Raw genomic sequence first — 22,301 nt, forward strand, 5'->3', positions numbered from 1 at the left:
CTTCTATGAAGAAGCATCCTTGTCCCCTTTTTGCGGGCACGTTCGCCGGGCTCCTGGAGCGGACAGTCAACACGTCCTGTCAAGCGTACCCAAGCGAACGGCTTCTCTCTTCTCTACTCCCACCACCCAAGTTGCTCGATTCCACAAAAACCACACAAAAAAGACAGAATACAAATGTATCCTGTCTGCTATAGATATATTTACATGCCTGAAACGATCGGGAAGACAGGATTTGAAACTGCGACCTTCTCGTCCCGAACGAGGCGCTCTACCAAGCTGAGCCATTTCCCGATACGATATGGTAGCGGCGAAGGGGATCGAACCCCCGACCTTACGGGTATGAACCGTACGCTCTAGCCAGCTGAGCTACACCGCCTTAACCTATTCAATAAAAATATATGGCGGAGAAGGAGGGATTCGAACCCTCGCACGGTTTAACCCGTCTACTCCCTTAGCAGGGGAGCCCCTTATAGCCACTTGGGTACTTCTCCATATAAAAATGGCGGACAGAGTGGGATTCGAACCCACGAGACGAGTTATCCCCGCCTACACGATTTCCAATCGTGCTCCTTCGGCCAAACTCGGACATCTGTCCATGATGTATTGTCCTGTTAGCGACAAAAGTTAATTTATCATATCCAGAGTAAATATGCAATATGTTTTTCATCCTTCCCAACGTGCAGTGGAGGAGCGAGATCAGGCGGAGCCTCGTCACTTCGGTACGCTCTCTCTGGAGTTGAGACTGTCCGCTCCAGGTGCCAGGCGAACGGCCCACAAAAGAAAACCCTCGATGTATTTCAGAAGAAGCATTGTGGGCAAAATCTGTTCGCCTGCCCCCTTCCGCTGGGTAGCGCGTACAGGCGTTCCGTTGCCCCGCCTGATCTCGCTCCTAACCAAGTTTGGACAGATAACTATCAAGCGCACATCTTGTATGGCTTCGCCCCACAGATTGTTTTGCTCTTTTTTAAATCGAAACATTGTTGGGAGTAGAGAAGAGAGAAGTAAGAGAGCGCCTGTACGCTTGTTCCCCAGCGGAAGGAGCCCGGCGAACGGGCTTTTGCCTGCAACCCTTCTATGAAAAAGCATCGTGGGTCCTCTTTTGCAGGCGAGTTCGCCGGGCTCCTGGAGCGGACAGTCAACACGTCCCTGCCAAGCGTACCGAAGCGAACGGCTTCTCTCTTCTCTACCCCCACCACTACGCCTGGTCGATTTACAAAAGCCAAAATAAAAACAGGAAAGAAGGTTCACGCCCCTCTCTCCTGTTATGCACGTAATATTATCCGCAGTACTGCTCGTACATGCCCATAAGATCTGCCGCAATCTCTTCAAGCGAACGGTTCTCGATCTGGTGACGCTCAATCATGCCCATGATCTGGCCATCCTTCAAAAGCGCAAATGACGGTGAAGACGGAGCATATCCTGTGAAAAATTCACGCGCTTTCGCAGTTGCTTCCTTCTCTTGTCCTGCAAACACTGTATACAAATGATCCGGCTTTTTCGGGCTGTTCTTTAATGAATATGAAACCGCTGGGCGCGCAAGTCCTGCTGCGCAGCCACAAACAGAATTTACTACAACAAGTGCTGTACCTTTCATATCATCAAATTTCGCTGCTACCTCATCCGGTGTCAGCAGCTCTTCAAATCCAATTGAAGTCAACTCTGTACGCATAGGTTGCACAACAGAACGCATATATTCTTCATACGACATCATATGGAAAGTCCCTCCTCTAGAAAATAAAACATCAGTTTTAAACTTTTTAATAGTAAAAACCAGACTGTTTTTATTATAACACTTTCCAGCAAAAAAATTTGTAACTTTTTACGTCTTTTTATCGTCGATGTAGTAGAATAGGCAATGTGTTATAACTACATGCTTTACATATATAGAAAGAAGGTAATGATTTTGGAACTCAACCCACGGAGAAACCGGAAGACTACAATTTGGCTAGCGCTTCTCGGATTAGGCTCTATTATCGGACTTAATCTTGCCCTTCATGACGGCTCTCCGGCTAAATCTGCAACCGAACAACAGCCAACAGCAACAGCTAATCAGCCCGAACAAAAACCTGAACCCGTAAAACCAAAGCCGGTTACACCACCTGTTGCTATGCCTGCTCTCGGAACGATGATCTCGAAAATTCCCCAGAAAAAACCAACCGTTTATTTGACGTTTGATGACGGACCTGGAAAATACACAAAAGACATGGTAGCCGTGCTCGACAAATATCATGTTAAAGGGACGTTCTTCTGGATCGGTGACAATCTTAATTCAGATGATAAAGTAGCCTTTGCACAGAAAATGGCTGCAGAAGGACACATAATCGGCACTCATACGATGCATCATCAACAACTTCGTAAAAATTCGAAAGAAGCGCAAATTAAGCTCATTACCGATTCTACCACGTATGTATCCAGCAAAGTTGGCATACCAATCTATTACTTCCGTCCGCCATATGGGGCCATTGACCAAAACTCTCTACTTGCATCCAGGGAAGCTAACCAGCGCTTTGTTTACTGGAGCGTAGATAGTTTGGACTGGAAACACCCCAATCAGCCGGACATTATTATGAAGAATATTACATCAGAGGTACGGCCAGGTGCGATTATTTTAATGCACGAGAAACAAACAACGCTGCATATGCTTCCCGCTATTATTGATATGCTCCAAAAGAAAGGCTATCAGCTCGAACCATTGCCACAGCCAGCACCTGCTACAAAAGCGTAACGCACATACTACACAATCCCGCCACCTACTATCGGATAGCGGGATTTTTTGTGCGTCAATTCAGCACATCACGCTGTGTAAATGCCGAATAGGCAATCACAAGTGCAACCGCACTCCATACTCCGAGCACCATCAGTGAAAAAGAAAGGCTCATCCCCGGGATTGGCGGTAACATGCCAGACAAATAATCCGTAATTTGCAGATTCACCATAAAAAAATATTTCGCCGACTCCCACGTTGACGCCATATTCGTCAAAATGGTTCCCGCAATCAACGCGGCTACCATAATGCCCATCCCCGCCGCTGTACTGCGGACAAGAACAGAAACCATAAGCGACAGGCAGGCGACTGCAAGACAAGCATACCAGGCTAGTCCATATTCCATCAGAATATACAGCCACTGGGGCAACACATGCACATAATCCGTATTAACATTCGACCCCCGAATCTGAAATCCAGTCAATACCGGATACGTCCAGCCTCCATATCCAAACACCAGGCCAGATATTCCATACGCAATCCCACCTGTCAGCACAACAATGGCAGAGACAAATAGTACAAGTGCGATAAGCTTACTCGTGAGGATCTTCCACCTTCGCACTGGCCTGGTCAGCAGCACTTTAATCGTGCCACTCGTATGTTCCCCGGATACAATATCTGCAGCAACAATTACAATAAGCAACGGGATGAACAGCGATACAGCATTGCTCATGAAATCTCTCGTAAACGTGACCGCATTCGGGGAATTCGGATCAATATTGTGGTTCAGGTAATATTGCTGCTGTTCAACGCGAATCCTCATCCACTGCTTCCACTCCTCTGGAACACGAGTACTTGAAAGCCTATTGGTCGTATCATTAATTTGTTGGCGCAGTGCGACTTTCCAGTCAGACGTTCCCAGCTGTTTCTGGTTGTTCACCGCCACCCTCAGCTGTGCGTACGTAAAAATCGGAACAAGCACAAGCAGGATCAACACGACAACCCAGAGACGCTTTTTGCGCAGCATCTTAATCACTTCATTCATGACGAGCATGTACATACTACGCATCTGCCCCCCCTCCTGCTTCTGTCATCTCAAGGAACATATCTTCCAGATTAGGCTTCCTCCATTCCACTCCGTATACATCAATGCCACCTGCGATAAGCTTCGCGTTTAGTTGCGGAATTTGTTCCGGGTCGATATCGACCGCAAATCCCTCATCTTCCGGCTGAATAGGAGCTACCACCACTCCCGGAAATGACAGAATCATCTCACGTGCACGGTCTGCGGGGCTTGCATACCAGATCATGCGGCGATACGGCTGACGCAGCAAATCATCTACTTCTCCAACGCGAACAACTTCCCCCTGATTGATAATCGCCACCCGATCGCACATTAGTTGAATTTCGCTTAACAGATGACTGGAGATAAAAACACTAAGCCCTTCATCTGCTAGCTGCCGGATAAATGTACGCAGCTCTTTAATTCCCTGCGGATCAAGCCCGTTCGTCGGCTCATCGAGAATGAGAAGCTTCGGGTCTCCAAGCAGCGCCTGGGCAATCCCGAGCCGCTGGCGCATGCCAAGCGAATAGCTTTTTACCACATCGTGAATGCGTGCAGTAAGACCGACACGCTCCACTACCTCATCAATTTTTTGTGCCGTTACACCAGGAATCATGCGGGCAAAATGTTCGAGATTCTCCATTCCGGTCATATACGTGTACATCTCCGGATTTTCTACAATAGAACCGACACGTGAAAGCGCCTTTGTCGGCTCCTTCTGAATATCATAGCCGCATACTTTAATCGTGCCAGCGGTCGGACGAATTAATCCGACGAGCATACGGATTGTCGTCGTCTTGCCCGATCCATTGGGACCAAGAAATCCGAATACTTCCCCGGACTGAACCGAAAAAGAAACGCCTTTAATAATCTTCGTGCCACGAATTGTTTTTTCAACATGATCAATGACAAGCGTTGTCACTCGCTCCATGCGCTTCCCTCCTACTTCAGCACATCTGCCATCCGTTCACCAATCCGCTTGTATCCAGCCTGGTTCGGATGAAAATGGTCGCTTGATATGTACTTCATTCCGTCACTGCGAAACAAATCATCTGTCGGCACAAAAATCGCTTGCGGATATTCATACAGCACCTGTGTTACGCCGTTATTCCATTCCTGTACAACCTTCGCGCTCTCTTTTGCATTCGGCAGGTCTGGAAACGGATTGTACAGCCCCATATACAAAAGCTTCGCCTTTGGATTCAGCTCTGTCACAATGGAAACGATCGCTTTGTAATTCGTGAGCGCAGCTGGAATACGTGTGCGAATTACGTCCGGCTTTACTTCGTCCGACTGCGTGTAGAACAGATCATTGCCGCCAATTGATAGAACAATCATGTCTGCCTGCTGCACCTGGCGCCGAATGTCCGGTTTTGTCCGCAAATCTTTCAGTAAGTTAGCCGCCTTGTACCCGTTTACTCCATTGTTATATACGTATACTTCCTGTTTTGTATTTTCCGCCAGACGAATGCGTAGGTTACCCGCATACCCAAGCCCTGACTCATCTCCTGTCCCCCTTGTCAGCGAATCGCCAAGCGCCGTAATTTGCAATTTGTGCGATGTTTTGTGCACTCCACTACTTTCTCCAGTCTGATCCGCTTTCCAGCTTACGGGGGTCGGATGTATAATATCACGTATGCCAAGCGTTAGGCCCACTGCAAGCATAGCAGTAGCCACAAGAGAGAAGATTCCAAATAAACGCCATACCGTACGTGTTTTCATCCCTTTCACTCCGCTCTTTTTTTGTTTTCTATTTCATTATATACCCAAATGAGGAAAAATTAAAAAACGTCCAAGCTGGCAGATGGCAGCTGGACGCCTTATTTTCTATTATTTTCTTCTATAAAATAAACACTTATAAGCGCTTGGCTCCGACATAGCGTTGACCCCAATAATATCGGTCGTCTACATTACTGATCGATACGCCTTTGCTGCTAGATGCATGAACAAACTTGCCATTCCCTATGTATACACCTGTATGTGTAACCGGTGCATAGCTCGCTGTTTTAAAGAAAACAACGTCTCCTCTACGGAGCGCAGAACGAGATACAGGCTTTCCTTGTTGATACATGTCATATGCTGTACGCGGCAGCGATACTTCATCTTTAGCAAATACGTAGCGGACGAATCCCGAGCAGTCAAATCCACTTGTCGTCGTTCCACCCCAGCAATATGGTACACCAATCAAGCTTTTGGCCGTGCTCACAATATGATCTGGTGATGCCGCAGATGCTTTGTCTGCTGTACCGACTACCCCTGTTAGCGCTAGCATACCTGTTAATGCGGCAGCCAAGATTTTACTTCGTTTCATTACAGTGGTACTCCCTTCGTGCTTACGAGGTTAGTTGACGGGTTGAGAGGATAAGGTCTCCCTCCGCAAACGCGGATACACCCCATATGAAGCATTCATGTCCCCCGCTCTGTGCCTGAAAAAAAGCACAGACTCAGCAAGTAACTATTTTTTTATTTTTACACTCCTTAGACAATAACCGACTCTGTTTCCTTGATTTACTTAACATAACAACAACGTCCCTTATTCTATCGAAATGAGGTGATAATAGATAGGGAATTAACAAAAACTTCACATTTTAGACACATTTTTTTAGTGCTGTGCCTGAAGCAGGCTTTCTACTTTTTTCAACATGTCAGACTTGAGTGAAGCAAGCAAGGTCCGACTTTCCTCCATGCTTTGTCCCTGTACGCCAAAATAAAATTTTACTTTTGGCTCGGTGCCAGACGGGCGAACACAACACCATGATCCATCCGCAAGAATGTATTTCAGCACATTGGAAACAGGAAGCAAAATCGATTCGGTACGTGCTTCCATAATATAAGAACGGGTTCCAGTTTTATAGTCTTCGCATATGTTCACACTTCGCCCGCCAATCGCATTGGGCGGCGCTTCGCGGAACGCAGATAAGAGCCTGTTAATTTTCTCGGCCCCTTCTTTTCCTTTGAGTGTAAGAGAAGCCAGATCTTCAAGATAGTATCCATATTTATGGAAAACCTCTTGTAATCCTTCATATACCGTCATACCGCGCGACTTGTAATAAGCGGCGACCTCGGCTATCAATAGACATGCCTGTACCGCGTCTTTGTCCCGTACAAAATCGCCGATAAGGTAGCCATAGCTTTCTTCATATCCGAATACAAATGTGAAGGCGCCGCTTTCTTCAGACTCGCGAATTTTCTCTCCGATAAACTTGAAGCCTGTCAGCGTGTCCATCGCTGTCAATCCATATCGCTCGGCAATCGCACGACCGATCTCCGACGTGACAATCGTCTTAAATACCGCCCCATTCGCAGGAAGCGTACCTGCTTTCTGCTTTTGCGAAACAATATAGTCAAGCAGCAGTGCCCCGGTCTGATTGCCGGTCAGTACCACATATGTATCCGTGTCGTCTTTTACCGCCACACCAACCCGGTCTGCATCCGGGTCCGTACCGAGCAACAGATCAGCATCGAACTTCTCGCCATCACGAATGGCCATCTCAAACGCCGCATGCTCTTCCGGATTCGGCGACTGTACAGTCGAAAATTCAGAATCCGGATTCTCCTGTTCACCCACGACTGCGACCTGTGAAAACCCGAACTCGGCCAGTCCACGCCGCACCAGCTTGTTCGCTGTACCGTGAAGCGGAGTAAATACAATGCGCACTTGATCACCCATCTGACGTATCAACTCCGGATTGAGGCAAAGCGTACGAAGTTCTTCGATGTATGCTTCATCCACTTCTTTCCCAATCATCGTCAGAAGCCCTGACCGCTTCAATTCTTCCTCATCAACCACTTCAATAAGCAGTTCATTTTCGACTTTTCCCACGTATCCGATCACTTCGTCTGCAAGAGCAGGCGGAAGCTGTCCGCCATCCGGTCCATATACTTTGTATCCGTTATATTCCGGTGGATTGTGACTTGCTGTAATCACAATCCCAGCATATGCTCCCAGATAACGCACGGCAAAAGAAAGCGCCGGTGTCGGACGTAGCTCATCAAATAAATACACACGAATACCATGACGACCAAGCGTGCGTGCAGCTTCACGAGCAAATTCATTTGACTTTCGACGCACGTCATACGCAATTGCGACGCCGCGCTTTTTCGCTTCTTCACCCTGCGCTTCAATCCAGCAAGCCAATCCTTCTGTCGCCTTGCGAACCGTATAGATGTTCATCCGATTCGTTCCCGGCCCGATCTCTCCACGCAGACCGCCTGTGCCGAATTCCAGATCACGATAAAACCATTCTTCCAGCCTGCGCTCATCATGCATAGCTTCACGAAGTTCGCGTTTGATTTCTTCATCCAGTTGTATGTAATCTGCCCAGCGCGTATACGCTTGTTTCCATGTCATCTCTGTCGCTCCTTCCCTCATCTTACTCTAAGTTAGATCGACAAACTCTTGCTCAACTCATACATCTCGTTATCTGTTTTGAGCACTCCATTAAATACATCATCAAATGTAACGGCAACAATACGGTTCTGCTGAATGCCAACCATCCTGCCCGCTTCGCCTTTCTGTAACAAATCCACAGCTCTCGCTCCAAAACGACTGCCAAGCATCCGATCATACGCACTGGGAGAACCGCCGCGCTGCACATGTCCGAGCACCGTAACGCGCGTGTCGAATCCGGTAGCTTCTTTAATCTGATCTCCAATGACAGAAGCCGAGCAAACACCTTCCGATACGATAATAATGCTGTGCTTCTTACCGCGTCTATGTCCGTCCATCAGGCGCTGAATGACTTCATCCATCTCATGCTCAATCTCTGGAATAAGGATCGATTCTGCCCCACCACTGAGTCCAGCCCACAGTGCAATATCACCACGATGACGCCCCATAACTTCTACTACATATGTACGTTCATGCGAGGTGGCTGTATCCCGGATTTTATCAATCGCTTCAATAACCGTATTCACCGCCGTATCAAATCCAAGCGTCATTTCTGTGCCCGGGATGTCATTGTCAATCGTACCAGGGATACCAATTGTCGGAAACCCTTTCTCGGTTAGTTTATGCGCGCCACGAAACGAGCCATCCCCTCCGATAACAACCAGGCCCTCAATTTCGTTTGCCTTCAGTTGTTCAATCGCTTTCTGCTGGCCAGCATCCGTCCTGAATTCATCACAGCGACTTGTATACAGAATGGTCCCGCCGCGCTGAATAATGTCACCAACACTTCCCGCATTCATCAACGCGAGCTGTCCATCCAGCAGACCCGCGTATCCGTGATACACTCCATACACTTCCATGTCGCAGGCAATCCCACGCCGCACAACAGCACGCACAGCCGCATTCATCCCTGGTGCGTCTCCTCCGCTCGTTAATACTGCAATTCGCTTCATACTATGTCATCCTCTCTTATTTTGATGATTCACTCGTCTGTATCCATCGAGCCAGACCAATAATTCCGGCATCATTACCGAGAAAAGCAGGCACGATGAGCTCCTGTCCACGCACTTCCTTCGAAAAAATAAACCGGTCAAAAAAATGAGTCAGCGGGTCAAACAGCACACGACCGGCAGCCGCAACCCCGCCGCCAATGACGATGCGAGCGGGGGCTGTTACGGTATAGGCATTGGCTAGCCCATATCCGAGATAATACGCCATTCTTTCTATAATTATCTTTGCTTGCAAGTCCCCTTCTTTTGCCGCCTGCACTACATCGTAAGCGGTTATGCGACCAGATTCCCTCATTACATGCACCAACATCGGCGAAACACCGGAGCTTGCCGCTTCGGTGCCATACATTCCGAGCGCCGTTGCTGACGCTTCTGTTTCCAGACAACCGACCGCTCCACAGCCGCATACACGTCCTCCGTCAGGACGCACGCACATGTGCCCGATTTCTCCAGCAAAATTAAGATGGCCGCTCACAATCTTCCCATTCGTAATCGTACCGCCACCCACCCCGGTCCCGAGTGTTACACAGAGTAAATCCGGAATGTTTTGTCCGGCCCCACGCCACGCTTCACCAAGTGCTGCCGCATTCGCATCATTTAAAATATATACAGGATCACCCAGCTTCTGTCTCGCAAGCTCGACAATCGGCTCATCCCTCCAACCAAGATTCACCGCCTGCCTCACTTTGCCTGATTCCATGTCCAGAAACCCGGGGATGCCAAGCCCTACTGCTGTAATGGCAGAGATGGCAATTTTACTATTTATGCACAAACGGGTACGCACATCCGCCAGCAGCTGTAAAAACTCATCCGGTCTGCTATTTACCGGAGTCGGGACACTCACGCGAGCCCGAACAACTCCGTTCGGCTCTACCAGTCCCGCTTTTATATTTGTACCACCTATATCATAACAGACAAACACCCGCATTCCTCCCGTCCATGCTTCTCTCCTTATTATAATAGCTTGTCACAGCCTTTTCACTTTTCCGCTTGACTTTTCCTTTCTACGCATGAGTATAATATAAAAGTTTGTACCAAACGAATTCGGCAGCCATATAATCCAGGAGGTTAAGTATATATGCAGTTTACAAGTTATGAACAGGTTGAACAAAAAATCTGGGATATCGTAGAAGAAGAGATTATTCAGGGAGATTTCATGCAGTCCCTGCTTGCAGGCCAATGGACACCTCTTCAGGTACGCGAGTTCGCCCTGCAGTACAGCTACTACAGCCGCAATTTCCCACGCGTGCTTGGTGCAGCCGTAGCAGCCGTGGAACCAGAAGACGACTGGTGGGTTCCGCTTGTTGACAACTTATGGGACGAAGGTGGACGAGGCAATCCCGCTCATTATCATTCGCTCCTCTATCATACTTTCCTTGAAACCGCTGCTCCAGATGTTCCGACGAACGAAAAATACGTTCCCGACTATCCGGTTGCTCCAGCAGCGAAAGAAGCAGTAACTGCATTTCTGATCTTCCTTCGCAATGCCACATCACTTGAAGCAATGGCATCCATTGGCTTCGGCTCTGAGCTGTTTGCAGGTAAAGTAATGGGCTTGATCGGAGAAGGATTACAGCATCCAAACTACAATACAGATCGCAAGCTCGATGTGACATTCTGGACGGTTCATGCTGATGAACACGAACCACGCCACTACCAACTGTGCAAAAATATATTAACACGCTTCACATCGCCACAGGAGCTTGAACATATGTATCGGGCCGGTGCATATGTTACACGTTCGGAAGCACGCTTCTATCAAGGATTGTACGAACGTATGCAAAGTCTTCTATAAATACATGCCAAAGGATACGCCAAAATGGGTATCCTTTTTTTATGCATATTTAAGCGTTTACTTTCTTGTATAGTACCGTTATCATACCGAAGAGATAGAATATTTTTATAAATGAAAAGAGGGAGCATGGTGGAAATTTCAACTGTTGTGTCATCCATCGCCGTCATGGCTGCCATGATTGTGATCGGTGCGCTGCTTACCCGAACCGTTCCGTTTACGGTCGAGCGAAGACAGCTACTTATGGCTATTATTATTAATGTTGCCATGCCATGTATTATTTTTCATGGCATATTTCAAACAAAAGTGGATCAGGCATTTCTGACACTTGTTCTCATTACGTTTGTCTGTTCGATTATTCTGAACAGTCTCGGAGTGGGGCTTGGCTTTCTGGCTGCTCGTGCCGCTCGCATGACACCGGATAAAGCACGCGAGATTGCACTCCTATCCGGTCTTGGCAATACCGGATTTATTGGCATCCCACTTTGCGCAGCTCTGTTCGGGCCTAAAGGTGCACTCCTGGCTGCTATTTTTGATGCAGGACTTGATTTTACGATCTGGACGCTGGGTGTTATGATACTTCAGCCTCATGTACGCATCAGCCTGCGATCGCTGCGTGAGCTTGTGAACATTCCCATGATCGCAATTTTTGTAGGAATGATTATTGCCGTTTTAAATCTTTCACCGCCACCTGTTGTGGCTCATCTAACAGAATCGCTGGCGAATCTAGCATCCCCGCTCGCTATGATGTACATCGGAATGCTCATTCCCGCACTCATTAAGAAGAAAACACCAGCTATCGGACACATCAGCATGCCGTTGGTTCTAAAACTATGTATTTTTCCTATATCCTGTGCGCTGCTGCTTAAAGTTGTATCGTTTCCGGTTGAAGTCGTTCAGACTATTATTGTCCAGACAGCTATGCCATCTATGACGCTCGCCTCGATTTTATTTGCCCGTTATTCTGCCGATGAAGAGTATGGAGCGACGATGACCGTATTTTCTACATTACTGTCCATTCCCACCATTCCTCTTATGACTGCGTTTGGATTTTATTTGCTTCAGTAACTGCATACTCATACAAAATAGCCTCTCTACTGTTTTGGGAGGCTGTTTAACGTATAAATGGACTACATTTTATACATATTCACCATAATTACAATTGTTTTTTGTTTGTAAAAACAATAAAGACTATACTTATTTTAGTATAAAAGTATGACTTTTCCCATTCAGGTCATGATATAATCATCAAAGATTCAATTATTTTTTATAGTAAAGGGGATAGCAAGTATGATGGGTTGTCCGTTTAAGGGTTTATTTGGAGATGAAAAAGGAGCCATCAGTTTTTTCAAAGGCGGAAAAAAAGAAGAAGAAGGACATACACCAGTACCGTATACATCCGGCACTTCCCTTTCTATTACTCCGGATGTATCCCGCTCTATTAAAGAACTTAAAGAGAGCACCGAAAGCTCCAAAGTTCACTTTGTAGGCTTGAACGAATCCGACCTGCAGCGTCTCGTTTCTCTGCGTCCCATTTTCGAGAAAAACGTAGCAGGCATTGTAAATACATTTTATGAAAAACTTTCGCAAGTTCCAGCGCTGATCACCATCATCAGCAACCACAGCTCTGTCGAGAAGCTTCGGCAGACATTAGAGCGCTATCTACTTGATATGACGTCAGGCGATGTCGGCAAAGATTATATTGTGCGTCGGAAAATTATCGGCAGTGTACATAACCGCATTAACCTGTTCCCCGAATGGTATATTGGAGCGTACACAATCATTCAAAATGAAGTGCTGAGCGTGCTACTACGTGAGCTTCCCCCTGCCGAAGCCCAGCAGGCGTTTATTTCATTCCAAAAGCTGTGTTCTTTTGATATGCAGATTGCGATCGCCACGTATATTGATTCCTATACCTCATCCATGATGCGCCTCAATGAAATCGAACGCATTCAGCACCGTCTCAATGAATCATCCGAGATGCTTGTGGCAACCGCAGAAGAAACAAGTGCATCCATCGGAGAAAAAGAAGAACATGTCTCCCAAATGCTTGAAGGTACACGTGATATTCAGAACAGCTCGCTTAAAATGGTAGATGATGTAGAAGGCGGAAAAACCGAGATTTCAAGTGCACTAAAAGAAATTGATCTTATCGTTGAGATCATGGACGAAACCCGTGTGCGTTCTAAAGAACTCATCGAAAGTTCCAATAAAATCGGAGAAATCGTTCAGGTTATTCATGCTATTTCCAATAAAACAAACGTCCTGTCCCTTAATGCAAGCATCGAGGCTGCACGCGCTGGGGAGCACGGGCGTGGGTTTACCGTTGTAGCAAAAGAAGTTCGCAATCTCGCCATGCAAACTCAGGCAGCACTTGACCATATTCACGAACAAATCTCCATGGTGCAAAATAACGTAACATCATTTGAGAACTCGTTTGAACAAATCGCCCGTCAAACAAGTCGATTCCGTGAGATTAACACAGCTATTATGAACATCATGGATAATTCATCCGTTCAGGTCCGTTCTAACAGTGAAAAAATCCAGCGTGTCGGCAGCTATATTCTTGATTTCCAGCAAACCTTCAATGAAATTTCGACTGCTTCGGAGCAAGTAGCCAAAATGGCGGAAGAACTAAGCATGCTCAGCAATCAGCTTAATGATAAATTCAACATCAATAAATAAGCTCGTCCATGGCAATGAAATACAGGACATAGGTGGGAACATTCGATGAATACGAAAAAATTCTCATATGAAAATCGTCACTTCTCTTCCTTACAGGAAATAACCGAAGTGCTGTTGCATGAAGTAAATGAGCAAATCATCCGCATTGATATAGGAGTCATCAAAAACACCTCAGAAAACCGTAATTATAGCAAATGGCGCCTGCTTCAACTTCAATTTTACTTTGCTGATACAGTTCCAGAGGAATACCGATCCACATACAATTCACTCTGGAGTCAACTGTATCGCCTAGAGCACCAGGATACGTTCCGTCATCCGTATCTAAAAATTCTTCTGGAACAGTTGCATGCGTAACTATGAATTCGCCTGTCTGACCGAACAAAATTTGAAAAGTTATGTGGATCAGATTTTGTTCGATCTGCGTGCTGATCTGGACATAACACAAGAAAGTTTGATTCACTACTCACTTTATCTTGCTATCTGGGAGATTCTTTTGAATATCGTCAGCCATAATCAATCCCAGACAGATCACCATGTACTCGTCCGCATTAGCTGGACGGAGGACGAGATTATGATTCAAATCGAAGATCCAGACGGGGACTTTGATTGGAAAACGTGCCTGTTGGCTGATCTTCCCACACCAGATCAGTCAACAGGCAGAGGACTGTTCATTGTAAAGACAATCAGTAAGGAATTTTCGTTTGAAGACTGCGGGAAAATCGCTCGTATTCTCTTTGATCGTTCGTAAGAAGTTACTATACGTAATTTAATAAAAGGAGTCGACCTTATGATTAATTACTCGATTCAAGCTCATGAAGTAACATTTGAGTTCAAAGAAGACATCAACTTCGAAACTGTACGCCAGCTTGAAACAAAAGTACGAGAAATTTCCCTTCCAGAAACAGTATCGCATCTTATTATTAATCTGCAGCACGTCAAATTTATTGACAGCACAGGTGTTGGATTTTTGATCAGTTGGATTCATCCTCTCACCTCTCGCCATCGTGTAACAGTTATTAATGCGAGCATTCCAGTTAAAAATATTTTGCAAATCTGCAAACTTGACAGCCTTGTAGAAATCGCATAAAGAAAAGGCATGCGTTGAATGCATGCCTTTTCTTTATACATATCAATTACGGAAGTGTAATCGCAACCAGACAAATATCATCCACTACCCGTCCATCACGAAACAAGTTAACCGCTTCCTCAATTACTCTGTCTGTTTCCTGATCGTGAAACTCCTGTAAAAAATCAGCAAGCCGGTTGATGTTCTGAAAAGACGATTCCCCTTTTCTCTCAATAAGTCCGTCTGTATATAAAAAGATTCGTACCGGCCCTTCATACGATAGAATCCCTTTCTTTACTCGCAAATCAGATATCAATCCAACTGGCAATCCCCCTTCACTTAGCATAAAAGGTGCATCGCCAGCGCTACAAAGCAAACCTGGTGGATGTCCGGCATTCACATATTCAATCGTCCGCTCTTTTGTATTCACAACGATATATAAGCCGGTAAAGTAATACGACTTTATTCGACTCTGTGCCTGATACAAATTGTTCATATGTCGGTTTAATTCTTGCATCACCCGAACTGGATCAACGAGACGAGTAATCAATCCCTGAAGCAGCGAGCGGATTGACATACTAATCAGCGAAGCACTAATGCCATGCCCCACCACATCGAGCAGCATAATTCCGTATCGATTCTTATCAATCTGATACCAGCAATACATGTCACCTGCCAGCTGCTCAGACGGAATGTACGCCGCCTTTATTTCGATGTTGTCTCGCTGAATAGGGGGGCTGAGCACACTTTGTTGTACGTGCTTGGCCAACTCAAGTTCTGACTTGAGTTCCTGTTCCGCATGCTTGCGCCGGGTAACATCGATTTGAAGTCCGACAAAATAAATCAGTTCTCCTTCATCATCAAAAATCGGGCTAATCGTGAGCTCATTCCAAAATATACTCCCATCCCGACGATAATTTAGCACCTCGGTCGTAATCGGCTCTCTTCCCTTAATTGCTCGTCTAATCTTTTCGACGGCTTCTCCATCTGTTAGTGGCCCCTGAAGAAATCGACAATTATGACCGATCACTTCTTCTATAGAATATCCGGTTAACGTCTCAAACCCTTTATTAGCAAAAACAACCGGATTATCCGGTAGTCGCGGATCAGAAATGGTAACGCCTGTCATCGTATTGGCAATGGCGCTGACCAGATGATCATTTGTCTCTAATGCTTGCAGAAGCTTCTCATGCGATTCTCTCCGGCTCGTAATATCATGAAAGTATACACACATTCCTTCATCAAATGGTGTAACATGGACCTCAAACCACTGCCTCGTCTCCGGCATATATTGCTCGAATTCGACCGGACGCTTTTCATGCACTGCCTTGAAGTACTGCGTCTGAAAGGACGGTGCAATCGTGAGGGGAAATTCATTCCACATGTTTTTCCCGTGAAGCTCATCGCGACTCGCATGTAAAATGCGCTCCGCTTCTCTATTTATGTATATAAACCGCCAATTACGATCAACGGCGAAGAAAGCTTCCGGAATCGAATCCATCATTCTTTCGATTTGCCGGTGCGTCTGTTCACCTTCCATCGTTCTCCCCCTGTATTATGTTCTATCCCTTTCAGTTTATCATAAACCTCGAAATTTTTTATCATTTTGAAAAATTTAATCCCCCTCTCTCCTCTCTGAGCAAACCGCCCGTTTGTGAATATACTGAAGCATCTACATCAAGAAAGGATGAACCCGTATATGCATACAGAAAAAAAAGAAAAACAGGCGTTTCGCATACTTGGCCTCTCCGGCATCGGCCTGCTATTTGACTCAATGGATGTCGGTATTCTCGCTTTTGTTCTTGCCGCCTTAAAAGTACAGTGGGGACTGACGCCGACTGAAATGGGGCTTGTCGGTACCATAAATTTTATCGGGATGGCACTTGGCGCTGCACTTGCCGGATTATGGGCAGACCGCTATGGCCGCAAGCGTCTGTTTATCATTACATTACTTGTCTATAGCATCGCAACAGGGCTAAATGCCTTCGCTGCTACACTTGCCATCTTTATGGCCCTTCGCTTCATTGTCGGCTTCGGTCTTGGAGGCGAGCTGCCAGTTGTCACAACCTACGTACTTGAAACCGCACCGCAGCAGCATCGTGCCAAATGGGTTGTCTGGCTTCAGAGCTTTTGGGCAGCTGGTGCACTTGTTGCAGCCATTATTTCCTACTTCATCATCCCACAATACGGCTGGCGTGTTGGCCTTTTCATCGGAGCACTTCCGGCATTATATGCGCTATACTTGCGTCGTGCCCTTCCGGAAACACCTGCCTTCACCCGCCAGGCAATCACCCAAACATTTGGCGAAAAAGTACGCCTGCTCTGGTCCGCTCCATACCGCCGCACGACCATTGTGCTATGGACACTCTGGTTCGCATCTGTCTTCTCGTACTACGGAATGCTGCTCTGGATGCCCTCCATTATGATTATGAAAGGGTTTACCCTTATCAAAAGCTTCGAATATGTACTCCTGATGACGCTCGTACAAATCCCCGGCTATTTCGTCGCTGCTTACTGTGTCGACCGCTGGGGGAAAAAGCCGACCCTTGTCACCTTTATGACGCTATCAGCCCTCTCCTCACTCGCCTTCGGACTGTCACCAAACATTTGGGCGCTGCTTACTTCCGGCATCTGCCTGTCATTCTTCAATCTCGGCGCATGGGGTGCAACGTATGCATACACCGCTGAACAATATCCAACACTGTTCCGAGCTACCGGAACCGGCTGGGCGGCAGGATTTGGCCGCATCGGGGGCATTATTGCACCGTACGCAGTCGGCCTTCTTATTGGAACGCATGTCGGCTTCTCCTGGATTTTCGGACTGTTCTTTTTAATGACAACACTTGCGGTACTTGTCGTAAGCTTCCTTGGTCGGGAAGGTATAACTGAAAGCTGATGTACGCTCTATCTGCCAGACAAAAAAGAGAGGGATACTAAGTGCCCTCTCTTCTTCATGCTCATTATTGCGCCGTATACCCACCATCAATGACAATCGCCTGACCGGTTACACTTCCGGCTTTATCACTCGCGATAAACATCGCATACTCGGCAATATCTTTCGGTGTCAGCAATTTGCGCTGTGGTACGAGCGGATAAATCACTTCTTCGAGCACGCTCGTAAGCGGTACATTGCGGGTGCGGGCCAGATCTGTCAGCTGGTTGCGAACAAGCGGTGTATCCACGTAGCCCGGGCAGAGCGCATTCACGAGCGACCTCAAGCCCGATACCGCTTGCCGCACCGGTAATAAATACTGTTTTGTTCTGTACAAGTGTACTCATATGCTGTCGACTCCTATTATTTCACTATCAGCATCTCGGAAACGATAAGTTCCGGCTCCGTGCACGCTTTAATCTCTTCGACTGTAAAGCCTTCTGCCACTTCGACAAGTTCGAGACCACGCTCTGTTACGTCAATCACTGCACGATCCGTAATAATGCGGTCGACAACCCCTTTACCTGTAAGTGGAAGGGTGCATGCATTCAAAATCTTTGGCTCACCGTGCTTATTTACATGCTCCATAATCACGATAATGCGCTTCGCGCCGTGTACAAGGTCCATCGCTCCCCCCATACCTTTGACCATTTTGCCCGGAATCATCCAGTTCGCCAGATCACCGTTCACAGACACTTCCATCCCCCCAAGGATGGCTAAGTCAATATGACCACCGCGAATCATCGCGAACGACTCTGCGCTGCTAAACAGGCTTGCGCCCGGTGTCATCGTAATGGTTTCTTTCCCCGCATTGATGAGCTCCGGGTCCAGCTCCTGCTCTGTCGGGTACGGTCCGATACCAAGCAGGCCGTTTTCCGATTGAAGCACAACATGTTTATCAGCCGGGATGTAGTTCGCTACCAGCGTTGGAATTCCAATTCCTAAGTTTACATAGAAACCATCTTGAACTTCCTGTGCTGCACGCTTTGCAATTTGTTCCCTTGTCATTGCCATATTTTTTCCCTCCCTTGTCTTATGCCTGCACGGTGCGGCGTTCGATTCGTTTTTCGTAATTCTGGCATTCGATAATGCGCTGGACATAAATGCTCGGCGTATGGATTGTATTCGGATCGATTGCACCTGGTTCTACAAGTTCCTCTACTTCAGCAATCGTTATCTTGCCAGCAGCAGCCATCATCGGGTTGAAATTTTGCGACGTTTTGTAATACACGAGATTGCCCATTTTATCGCCTTTCCATGCTTTGATAAGCGAGAAGTCAGCAGTTAGTCCGGTTTCAAGCAAGTATTCCTTGCCGTCAAATGTGCGTACCTCACGACCTTCTGCAAGCGGTGTACCGACGCCAGCCGGTGTATAGAATGCCGGAATACCCGCGCCGCCTGCACGAATGCGTTCAGCAAGCGTGCCCTGCGGTACTAGTTCGACTTCCAATTCTCCTGAGAGGAATTGACGCTCAAATTCTTTATTTTCACCTACGTAGGAAGAAATCATTTTTCTAATCTGTTTGTTCTGCAATAGCAAACCGAGTCCCCAGTCGTCCACTCCGCAATTATTCGAGATAATCGTCAAGTCTTTGACGCCTTTATCACGCAGGCCGAGTATCAACTTCTCCGGGATGCCTACCAATCCAAATCCGCCAACCATCAACGTTGCTCCGTCTTTAATTCCGTCTACAGCCTGTTCAATAGATGTGTACACACTCACTCGACTCACTCCTCAACCAAAATTTATTGAAATCGCTTTCTTTTTATGAAAGCGGAATCAAACAATACCAAACATATAGTACAGCGCAATCACAAAAATACAGCTAGCGTTTTGATGAGCCTCATAGCAAAAATATCGATGTACGACTGGCGATGCGTAAGCCCGGCTACGGCTAAAAGCGTAATAACGGCGCCGTTGCGTGGAAGCGTATCCATACCACCGGATGCCATGGACGCTACACGGTGCATCACTTCTGGATTGATGCCAAGCTTCTCTGCCTGCTCGAGGTACTTGTCTCCCATCGTTGCAAGTGCGATACTCATTCCGCCAGATGCTGAACCCGTAATCCCCGGAAGCAGCGCAATAATGCCCCCAAACCCATACTCGGATGCGGTGTTCAGTGTAGCCAGTAGTGCACCACCAATTGATGCATTAATCCCTGCATTAAAATTCTGTTTAACTCGCGTGAAGGAAAAAAGTAAGACCGTCAAAATCCCCAGAACGAGCGCTCCCTCAACAGCCCAGATGGCCGTTTCTTTCGTCACATCAACAGCTGCCACCTTCGGAATATTAATGCTCTCAAAATCAAATTTTTTGCCGTAGACTTGCGGAATGAGGCCGGTGAACACTTTATTGAAAACTCCAATAATTATAAGCGGTAAAATCGCAATAAAGGCGTTTGGCAGTTTTTCATCTGTAAGTGGTTCCGGTTCATTTTTATGCCCTATACCATATCCTTCGCCATTTGCCTTTGCTTTCCTTCTTCTAGATTCCAAATAAATCATGCCGAAAAAGTCCTTTTTCAACAAGTGTCAGCAAATCTTTATTCGTCGCGGCAATAATTCGCACGTCAATTGACTCCGGTTTATCTGCCCCAACCTGTTCAATTTCTTTTTCCTGCAGCACGCGGAGCAACTTTACCTGCATCATCAGCGGCATCTCGCTAATTTCATCAAGAAAAATCGTACCGCCCCGTGCTAGCGCAAATTTCCCCTTTTTGCCCGATTTTTTGGCACCCGTAAACGCACCTTCTTTATAACCAAACAGCTCAGATTCAAACAACGTGTCTGGAATCGCTGCACAGTTCACTTTAATAAGCGGCCCGCCTGATCGGTAGCTTTCACGGTGAATGGCATGGGCGAACAAATCGTCCACTTCCTGAAACATAACGGTTCCGACAACGGCTGCTACCTTGTCCTGGTTAAAGACCGGGATGCGATGCCCTCCCTCTCAAGTACTGGTCATGAAATACAGAAAAAACCGCTCCAGTTGGAACGGTTTGTGTGTGTCAATATAAGGCGGTAAGAAGTGCTGTAAGCCAGGTTTTGTACTTCCGTACTCGTAGCGGCAGCCAGCCTGGTACAAGAAGTGACAGTCATCTATCTACGAAGCATTCTTCGTCTGTCGTCCGGTTCAGTTCCCTTCAGACAGTGCCCCTACCAAAATTTGGGTTGCTCGCTTGAGGGGTTTACCTCGTTCCACCTCTGTGGTTTCCCACAGAGCTTCGTCACTGTGGCACTTTCAGGCTAGTTTCGGCATATTCCAAAAGGAACGTAGCCGATTTCACCGCCGTCAGCCGGACCACCGGCTGCCCTACCTTGCGATAGGCACAAACACTCCGGGCATCTCAGCCCGGGCGAGCCTGGACTTTCCTCTGTCTGTTTTGCAACAGACAGCGACCATCCACACTTCTTACATACATCAAATGCGAATGAGAGGACTTGAACCTCCACGGGGTTGCCCCCACTAGAACCTGAATCTAGCGCGTCTGCCAATTCCGCCACACTCGCTTAAAACTGGCGTCCCAGGAGAGATTCGAACTCCCGACCGTACGCTTAGAAGGCGTATGCTCTATCCTGCTGAGCTACTGGGACATTTTATTAACTGCATTTATTTCTTGCGGCGATAAAAACAATACTATCACACACGACTGATACATGGCAAGTGATTTTTTCACTTTTTATTTGCGGTTCTATGCCAAAGTATGTTCTTGGCTGCGTTTTCTTTTATCGAAATCGACCAGGCGTGATGGTGGGAGGAGAGAGCGACTGTTCGCTTCTCTCCTCCCAACAACGTTTCGATTCAAAAAAGAACAAAACAATCTTTTGGCGTGTTGTTTCTATCCAGCAGCCTAGCAAACACCCTGTATTCTCTACACGCTAGGTGCCTCTACGCCAAACGTACTCCATTCCTCTCTAGAAGGACCAAATACTCCTGGAACCCGAAGTCCGGCCTGGCGCATCAACACGGTCATCTGTCCACGGTGATGAATCTGATGGTGAATCAAAACATTCAAAACGATTGCTTTCGTCCACGGTTCTCCATACAGGTTTACTTCCTCCTGCAATGAAGTATCAGACCACTGCTGACGAAGCGCATCTGCCAGCGATTCATTAGCCTTTCGATATGCCAGGGCGATTACTTCTGCTGTTTCTGGAACAGGTGCTTCTTCTATCGCTCCCGCAAGTGTGAGTCCTGACTTCTCCATCATCTCATATATAGTATATACAATATGCCATGCAACACGTCCCAGTGTCCGGTCGTGAGGCGATACCTCCTGCTTAAGCGAAGCATCTGTCAATGTATCCATCACTCTCTGCATTCCTGCTGCGTCATTATCCCATGCCCGGATAAACGAATCAATTGTTGTGTACATTTCTTTCCTCCCTCTAAATAAGAATATATGTTCTTATTTATTTTAACATATATACTTGGAAAAAAATAGAGAGGAACAAGAAAAGACAAGGACGGCTGTCCCGATAGCCGGAACATGGTGAACAGGACAGATTTTCGTAATATCGACAACGTTTGGTGGTGAGGGAGTGGGAGAAGAAAGGAGCCGTTCGCTTCGGTACGCTTGCAGGGAAGCTATGACTGTCCGCTCCGGGAGCCCGCGCAACGTTTCGGTTTACCAAAACCCACTCGACACCAGAACG

General features: G+C 46.9%; 20 protein-coding genes, 6 tRNA genes, 1 other RNA gene, 3 pseudogenes and 1 riboswitch. Of the genes and pseudogenes, 8 read left to right on the top strand and 22 right to left on the bottom strand.

Features of this window, described 5'->3' with window-relative positions; all coding sequences use genetic code 11:
* Positions 1–217: 217 nt before the first annotated feature.
* From CB4_RS16695 to CB4_RS16720, 5 genes are all read right to left on the bottom strand, one after another.
* A tRNA-Pro gene (locus CB4_RS16695) sits at positions 218–291 on the bottom strand.
* A gap of 8 nt (positions 292–299) precedes the next feature.
* A tRNA-Met gene (locus CB4_RS16700) sits at positions 300–376 on the bottom strand.
* Positions 377–399: 23 nt separating this feature from the next.
* Positions 400–491 (bottom strand) — tRNA-Ser (locus tag CB4_RS16705).
* Between the two features lie 9 nt (positions 492–500).
* Positions 501–595: transfer RNA gene (locus CB4_RS16710), tRNA-Ser, on the bottom strand.
* Between the two features lie 681 nt (positions 596–1,276).
* Entirely contained in the window at positions 1,277–1,711 is a 435-nt protein-coding gene (locus CB4_RS16720; protein WP_096466901.1) for a BrxA/BrxB family bacilliredoxin, read from the bottom strand.
* 186 nt (positions 1,712–1,897) lie between these two features.
* Here CB4_RS16720 and CB4_RS16725 point away from each other — a divergent pair, with 186 nt between their 5' ends.
* Complete coding sequence (locus CB4_RS16725) at positions 1,898–2,725, top strand: polysaccharide deacetylase family protein (RefSeq protein ID WP_157738030.1); 828 nt, start codon at positions 1,898–1,900, stop codon at positions 2,723–2,725.
* A gap of 55 nt (positions 2,726–2,780) precedes the next feature.
* Here the strand turns inward: CB4_RS16725 and CB4_RS16730 are convergent, their stop codons facing one another.
* The 7 genes from CB4_RS16730 to CB4_RS16760 all read right to left on the bottom strand — a co-directional run bounded on the left by CB4_RS16730 (position 2,781) and on the right by CB4_RS16760 (position 10,089).
* Complete coding sequence (locus CB4_RS16730) at positions 2,781–3,773, bottom strand: ABC transporter permease (RefSeq protein ID WP_096466903.1); 993 nt, start codon at positions 3,771–3,773, stop codon at positions 2,781–2,783.
* Positions 3,766–4,698, bottom strand: a complete 933-nt coding sequence (locus CB4_RS16735; protein ID WP_096466904.1) for an ABC transporter ATP-binding protein — start codon at positions 4,696–4,698, stop codon at positions 3,766–3,768. The genes CB4_RS16730 and CB4_RS16735 overlap by 8 nt, the downstream gene beginning before the upstream one ends.
* Before the next feature lie 11 nt (positions 4,699–4,709).
* The gene (locus CB4_RS16740) at positions 4,710–5,489 is read right to left on the bottom strand and encodes a GDSL-type esterase/lipase family protein (RefSeq protein ID WP_096466905.1); all 780 of its coding nucleotides are present in this window, start codon (positions 5,487–5,489) and stop codon (positions 4,710–4,712) included.
* 133 nt (positions 5,490–5,622) lie between these two features.
* Entirely contained in the window at positions 5,623–6,078 is a 456-nt protein-coding gene (locus CB4_RS16745; protein ID WP_096466906.1) for a C40 family peptidase, read from the bottom strand.
* Positions 6,079–6,083: 5 nt separating this feature from the next.
* Positions 6,084–6,227: riboswitch (cyclic di-AMP (ydaO/yuaA leader) on the bottom strand.
* Positions 6,228–6,369: 142 nt separating this feature from the next.
* The gene (locus tag CB4_RS16750; RefSeq protein WP_096466907.1) at positions 6,370–8,118 is read right to left on the bottom strand and encodes a phospho-sugar mutase; all 1,749 of its coding nucleotides are present in this window, start codon (positions 8,116–8,118) and stop codon (positions 6,370–6,372) included.
* A 32-nt stretch (positions 8,119–8,150) separates the two neighbouring features.
* Complete coding sequence (gene pfkA / locus CB4_RS16755; protein ID WP_096466908.1) at positions 8,151–9,110, bottom strand: 6-phosphofructokinase; 960 nt, start codon at positions 9,108–9,110, stop codon at positions 8,151–8,153.
* Between the two features lie 16 nt (positions 9,111–9,126).
* On the bottom strand, positions 9,127–10,089 hold the full coding sequence (locus tag CB4_RS16760) for an ROK family glucokinase (protein ID WP_157738032.1): 963 nt from the start codon (positions 10,087–10,089) through the stop codon (positions 9,127–9,129).
* A gap of 156 nt (positions 10,090–10,245) precedes the next feature.
* Here CB4_RS16760 and CB4_RS16765 point away from each other — a divergent pair, with 156 nt between their 5' ends.
* The 6 genes from CB4_RS16765 to CB4_RS16790 all read left to right on the top strand — a co-directional run bounded on the left by CB4_RS16765 (position 10,246) and on the right by CB4_RS16790 (position 14,731).
* Positions 10,246–10,962 carry an iron-containing redox enzyme family protein gene (locus tag CB4_RS16765; RefSeq protein WP_096466910.1) on the top strand — a complete coding sequence of 239 codons (717 nt, stop codon included), beginning with the start codon at positions 10,246–10,248 and terminating at the stop codon, positions 10,960–10,962.
* Positions 10,963–11,088: 126 nt separating this feature from the next.
* Positions 11,089–12,027, top strand: a complete 939-nt coding sequence (locus tag CB4_RS16770) for an AEC family transporter (protein ID WP_231956050.1) — start codon at positions 11,089–11,091, stop codon at positions 12,025–12,027.
* A 222-nt stretch (positions 12,028–12,249) separates the two neighbouring features.
* A complete protein-coding gene (locus CB4_RS16775; RefSeq protein WP_096466911.1) occupies positions 12,250–13,644 on the top strand; it encodes a globin-coupled sensor protein in 1,395 nt (464 codons plus the stop codon).
* Positions 13,645–13,689: 45 nt separating this feature from the next.
* Positions 13,690–13,998: a hypothetical protein gene (locus CB4_RS16780; protein ID WP_096466912.1), complete on the top strand. Its 309-nt coding sequence runs from the start codon at positions 13,690–13,692 to the stop codon at positions 13,996–13,998.
* Complete coding sequence (locus tag CB4_RS16785; protein WP_096466913.1) at positions 13,991–14,392, top strand: ATP-binding protein; 402 nt, start codon at positions 13,991–13,993, stop codon at positions 14,390–14,392. Before CB4_RS16780 ends, CB4_RS16785 begins: the two co-directional genes overlap by 8 nt.
* Before the next feature lie 39 nt (positions 14,393–14,431).
* Entirely contained in the window at positions 14,432–14,731 is a 300-nt protein-coding gene (locus CB4_RS16790) for an STAS domain-containing protein (RefSeq protein WP_096466914.1), read from the top strand.
* Between the two features lie 46 nt (positions 14,732–14,777).
* On the opposite strand, the gene CB4_RS16795 is transcribed toward CB4_RS16790, so the two are convergent.
* Complete coding sequence (locus CB4_RS16795; RefSeq protein WP_096466915.1) at positions 14,778–16,250, bottom strand: SpoIIE family protein phosphatase; 1,473 nt, start codon at positions 16,248–16,250, stop codon at positions 14,778–14,780.
* A gap of 159 nt (positions 16,251–16,409) precedes the next feature.
* Between CB4_RS16795 and CB4_RS16800 the strand changes: the two genes are divergently transcribed.
* Positions 16,410–17,606: an MFS transporter gene (locus tag CB4_RS16800; protein WP_172890911.1), complete on the top strand. Its 1,197-nt coding sequence runs from the start codon at positions 16,410–16,412 to the stop codon at positions 17,604–17,606.
* A gap of 64 nt (positions 17,607–17,670) precedes the next feature.
* Here the strand turns inward: CB4_RS16800 and CB4_RS16805 are convergent.
* The 9 genes and pseudogenes from CB4_RS16805 to CB4_RS16845 form a co-directional block, all read right to left on the bottom strand.
* Positions 17,671–17,916 (bottom strand): annotated as a pseudogene (locus CB4_RS16805) (SDR family oxidoreductase); the annotation flags it as partial.
* Between the two features lie 89 nt (positions 17,917–18,005).
* Entirely contained in the window at positions 18,006–18,656 is a 651-nt protein-coding gene (locus CB4_RS16810) for a CoA transferase subunit B (RefSeq protein WP_096466917.1), read from the bottom strand.
* A 19-nt stretch (positions 18,657–18,675) separates the two neighbouring features.
* Complete coding sequence (locus tag CB4_RS16815) at positions 18,676–19,305, bottom strand: CoA transferase subunit A (protein ID WP_231956269.1); 630 nt, start codon at positions 19,303–19,305, stop codon at positions 18,676–18,678.
* A 117-nt stretch (positions 19,306–19,422) separates the two neighbouring features.
* Positions 19,423–19,955: pseudogene (locus CB4_RS16820) on the bottom strand (GntP family permease); the annotation flags it as partial.
* 184 nt (positions 19,956–20,139) lie between these two features.
* A pseudogene (locus tag CB4_RS16825) lies at positions 20,140–20,514 on the bottom strand (sigma 54-interacting transcriptional regulator); the annotation flags it as partial.
* Between the two features lie 160 nt (positions 20,515–20,674).
* Positions 20,675–21,056: RNase P RNA component class B (gene rnpB / locus CB4_RS16830), an RNA gene on the bottom strand.
* Positions 21,057–21,071: 15 nt separating this feature from the next.
* Positions 21,072–21,155: transfer RNA gene (locus tag CB4_RS16835), tRNA-Leu, on the bottom strand.
* 7 nt (positions 21,156–21,162) lie between these two features.
* Positions 21,163–21,239: transfer RNA gene (locus tag CB4_RS16840), tRNA-Arg, on the bottom strand.
* 278 nt (positions 21,240–21,517) lie between these two features.
* The gene (locus CB4_RS16845) at positions 21,518–22,021 is read right to left on the bottom strand and encodes a DinB family protein (protein ID WP_096466921.1); all 504 of its coding nucleotides are present in this window, start codon (positions 22,019–22,021) and stop codon (positions 21,518–21,520) included.
* Positions 22,022–22,301 lie beyond the last annotated feature (280 nt).

Origin of the sequence: Aneurinibacillus soli (genome assembly GCF_002355375.1) — a bacterium.
Taxonomy (GTDB): domain Bacteria; phylum Bacillota; class Bacilli; order Aneurinibacillales; family Aneurinibacillaceae; genus Aneurinibacillus; species Aneurinibacillus soli.

Coding starts and splice junctions, on each gene's coding strand:
- CB4_RS16720 (WP_096466901.1), bottom strand. CDS start 1,711: ATGATGTCGTATGAAGAATATATGCGTTCTGTTGTGCAACCTATGCGT.
- CB4_RS16725 (WP_157738030.1), top strand. CDS start 1,898: ATGATTTTGGAACTCAACCCACGGAGAAACCGGAAGACTACAATTTGG.
- CB4_RS16730 (WP_096466903.1), bottom strand. CDS start 3,773: ATGCGTAGTATGTACATGCTCGTCATGAATGAAGTGATTAAGATGCTG.
- CB4_RS16735 (WP_096466904.1), bottom strand. CDS start 4,698: ATGGAGCGAGTGACAACGCTTGTCATTGATCATGTTGAAAAAACAATT.
- CB4_RS16740 (WP_096466905.1), bottom strand. CDS start 5,489: ATGAAAACACGTACGGTATGGCGTTTATTTGGAATCTTCTCTCTTGTG.
- CB4_RS16745 (WP_096466906.1), bottom strand. CDS start 6,078: ATGAAACGAAGTAAAATCTTGGCTGCCGCATTAACAGGTATGCTAGCG.
- CB4_RS16750 (WP_096466907.1), bottom strand. CDS start 8,118: ATGACATGGAAACAAGCGTATACGCGCTGGGCAGATTACATACAACTG.
- pfkA (WP_096466908.1), bottom strand. CDS start 9,110: ATGAAGCGAATTGCAGTATTAACGAGCGGAGGAGACGCACCAGGGATG.
- CB4_RS16765 (WP_096466910.1), top strand. CDS start 10,246: ATGCAGTTTACAAGTTATGAACAGGTTGAACAAAAAATCTGGGATATC.
- CB4_RS16770 (WP_231956050.1), top strand. CDS start 11,089: ATGGTGGAAATTTCAACTGTTGTGTCATCCATCGCCGTCATGGCTGCC.
- CB4_RS16775 (WP_096466911.1), top strand. CDS start 12,250: ATGATGGGTTGTCCGTTTAAGGGTTTATTTGGAGATGAAAAAGGAGCC.
- CB4_RS16780 (WP_096466912.1), top strand. CDS start 13,690: ATGAATACGAAAAAATTCTCATATGAAAATCGTCACTTCTCTTCCTTA.
- CB4_RS16785 (WP_096466913.1), top strand. CDS start 13,991: ATGCGTAACTATGAATTCGCCTGTCTGACCGAACAAAATTTGAAAAGT.
- CB4_RS16790 (WP_096466914.1), top strand. CDS start 14,432: ATGATTAATTACTCGATTCAAGCTCATGAAGTAACATTTGAGTTCAAA.
- CB4_RS16795 (WP_096466915.1), bottom strand. CDS start 16,250: ATGGAAGGTGAACAGACGCACCGGCAAATCGAAAGAATGATGGATTCG.
- CB4_RS16800 (WP_172890911.1), top strand. CDS start 16,410: ATGCATACAGAAAAAAAAGAAAAACAGGCGTTTCGCATACTTGGCCTC.
- CB4_RS16810 (WP_096466917.1), bottom strand. CDS start 18,656: ATGGCAATGACAAGGGAACAAATTGCAAAGCGTGCAGCACAGGAAGTT.
- CB4_RS16815 (WP_231956269.1), bottom strand. CDS start 19,305: ATGGTTGGCGGATTTGGATTGGTAGGCATCCCGGAGAAGTTGATACTC.
- CB4_RS16845 (WP_096466921.1), bottom strand. CDS start 22,021: ATGTACACAACAATTGATTCGTTTATCCGGGCATGGGATAATGACGCA.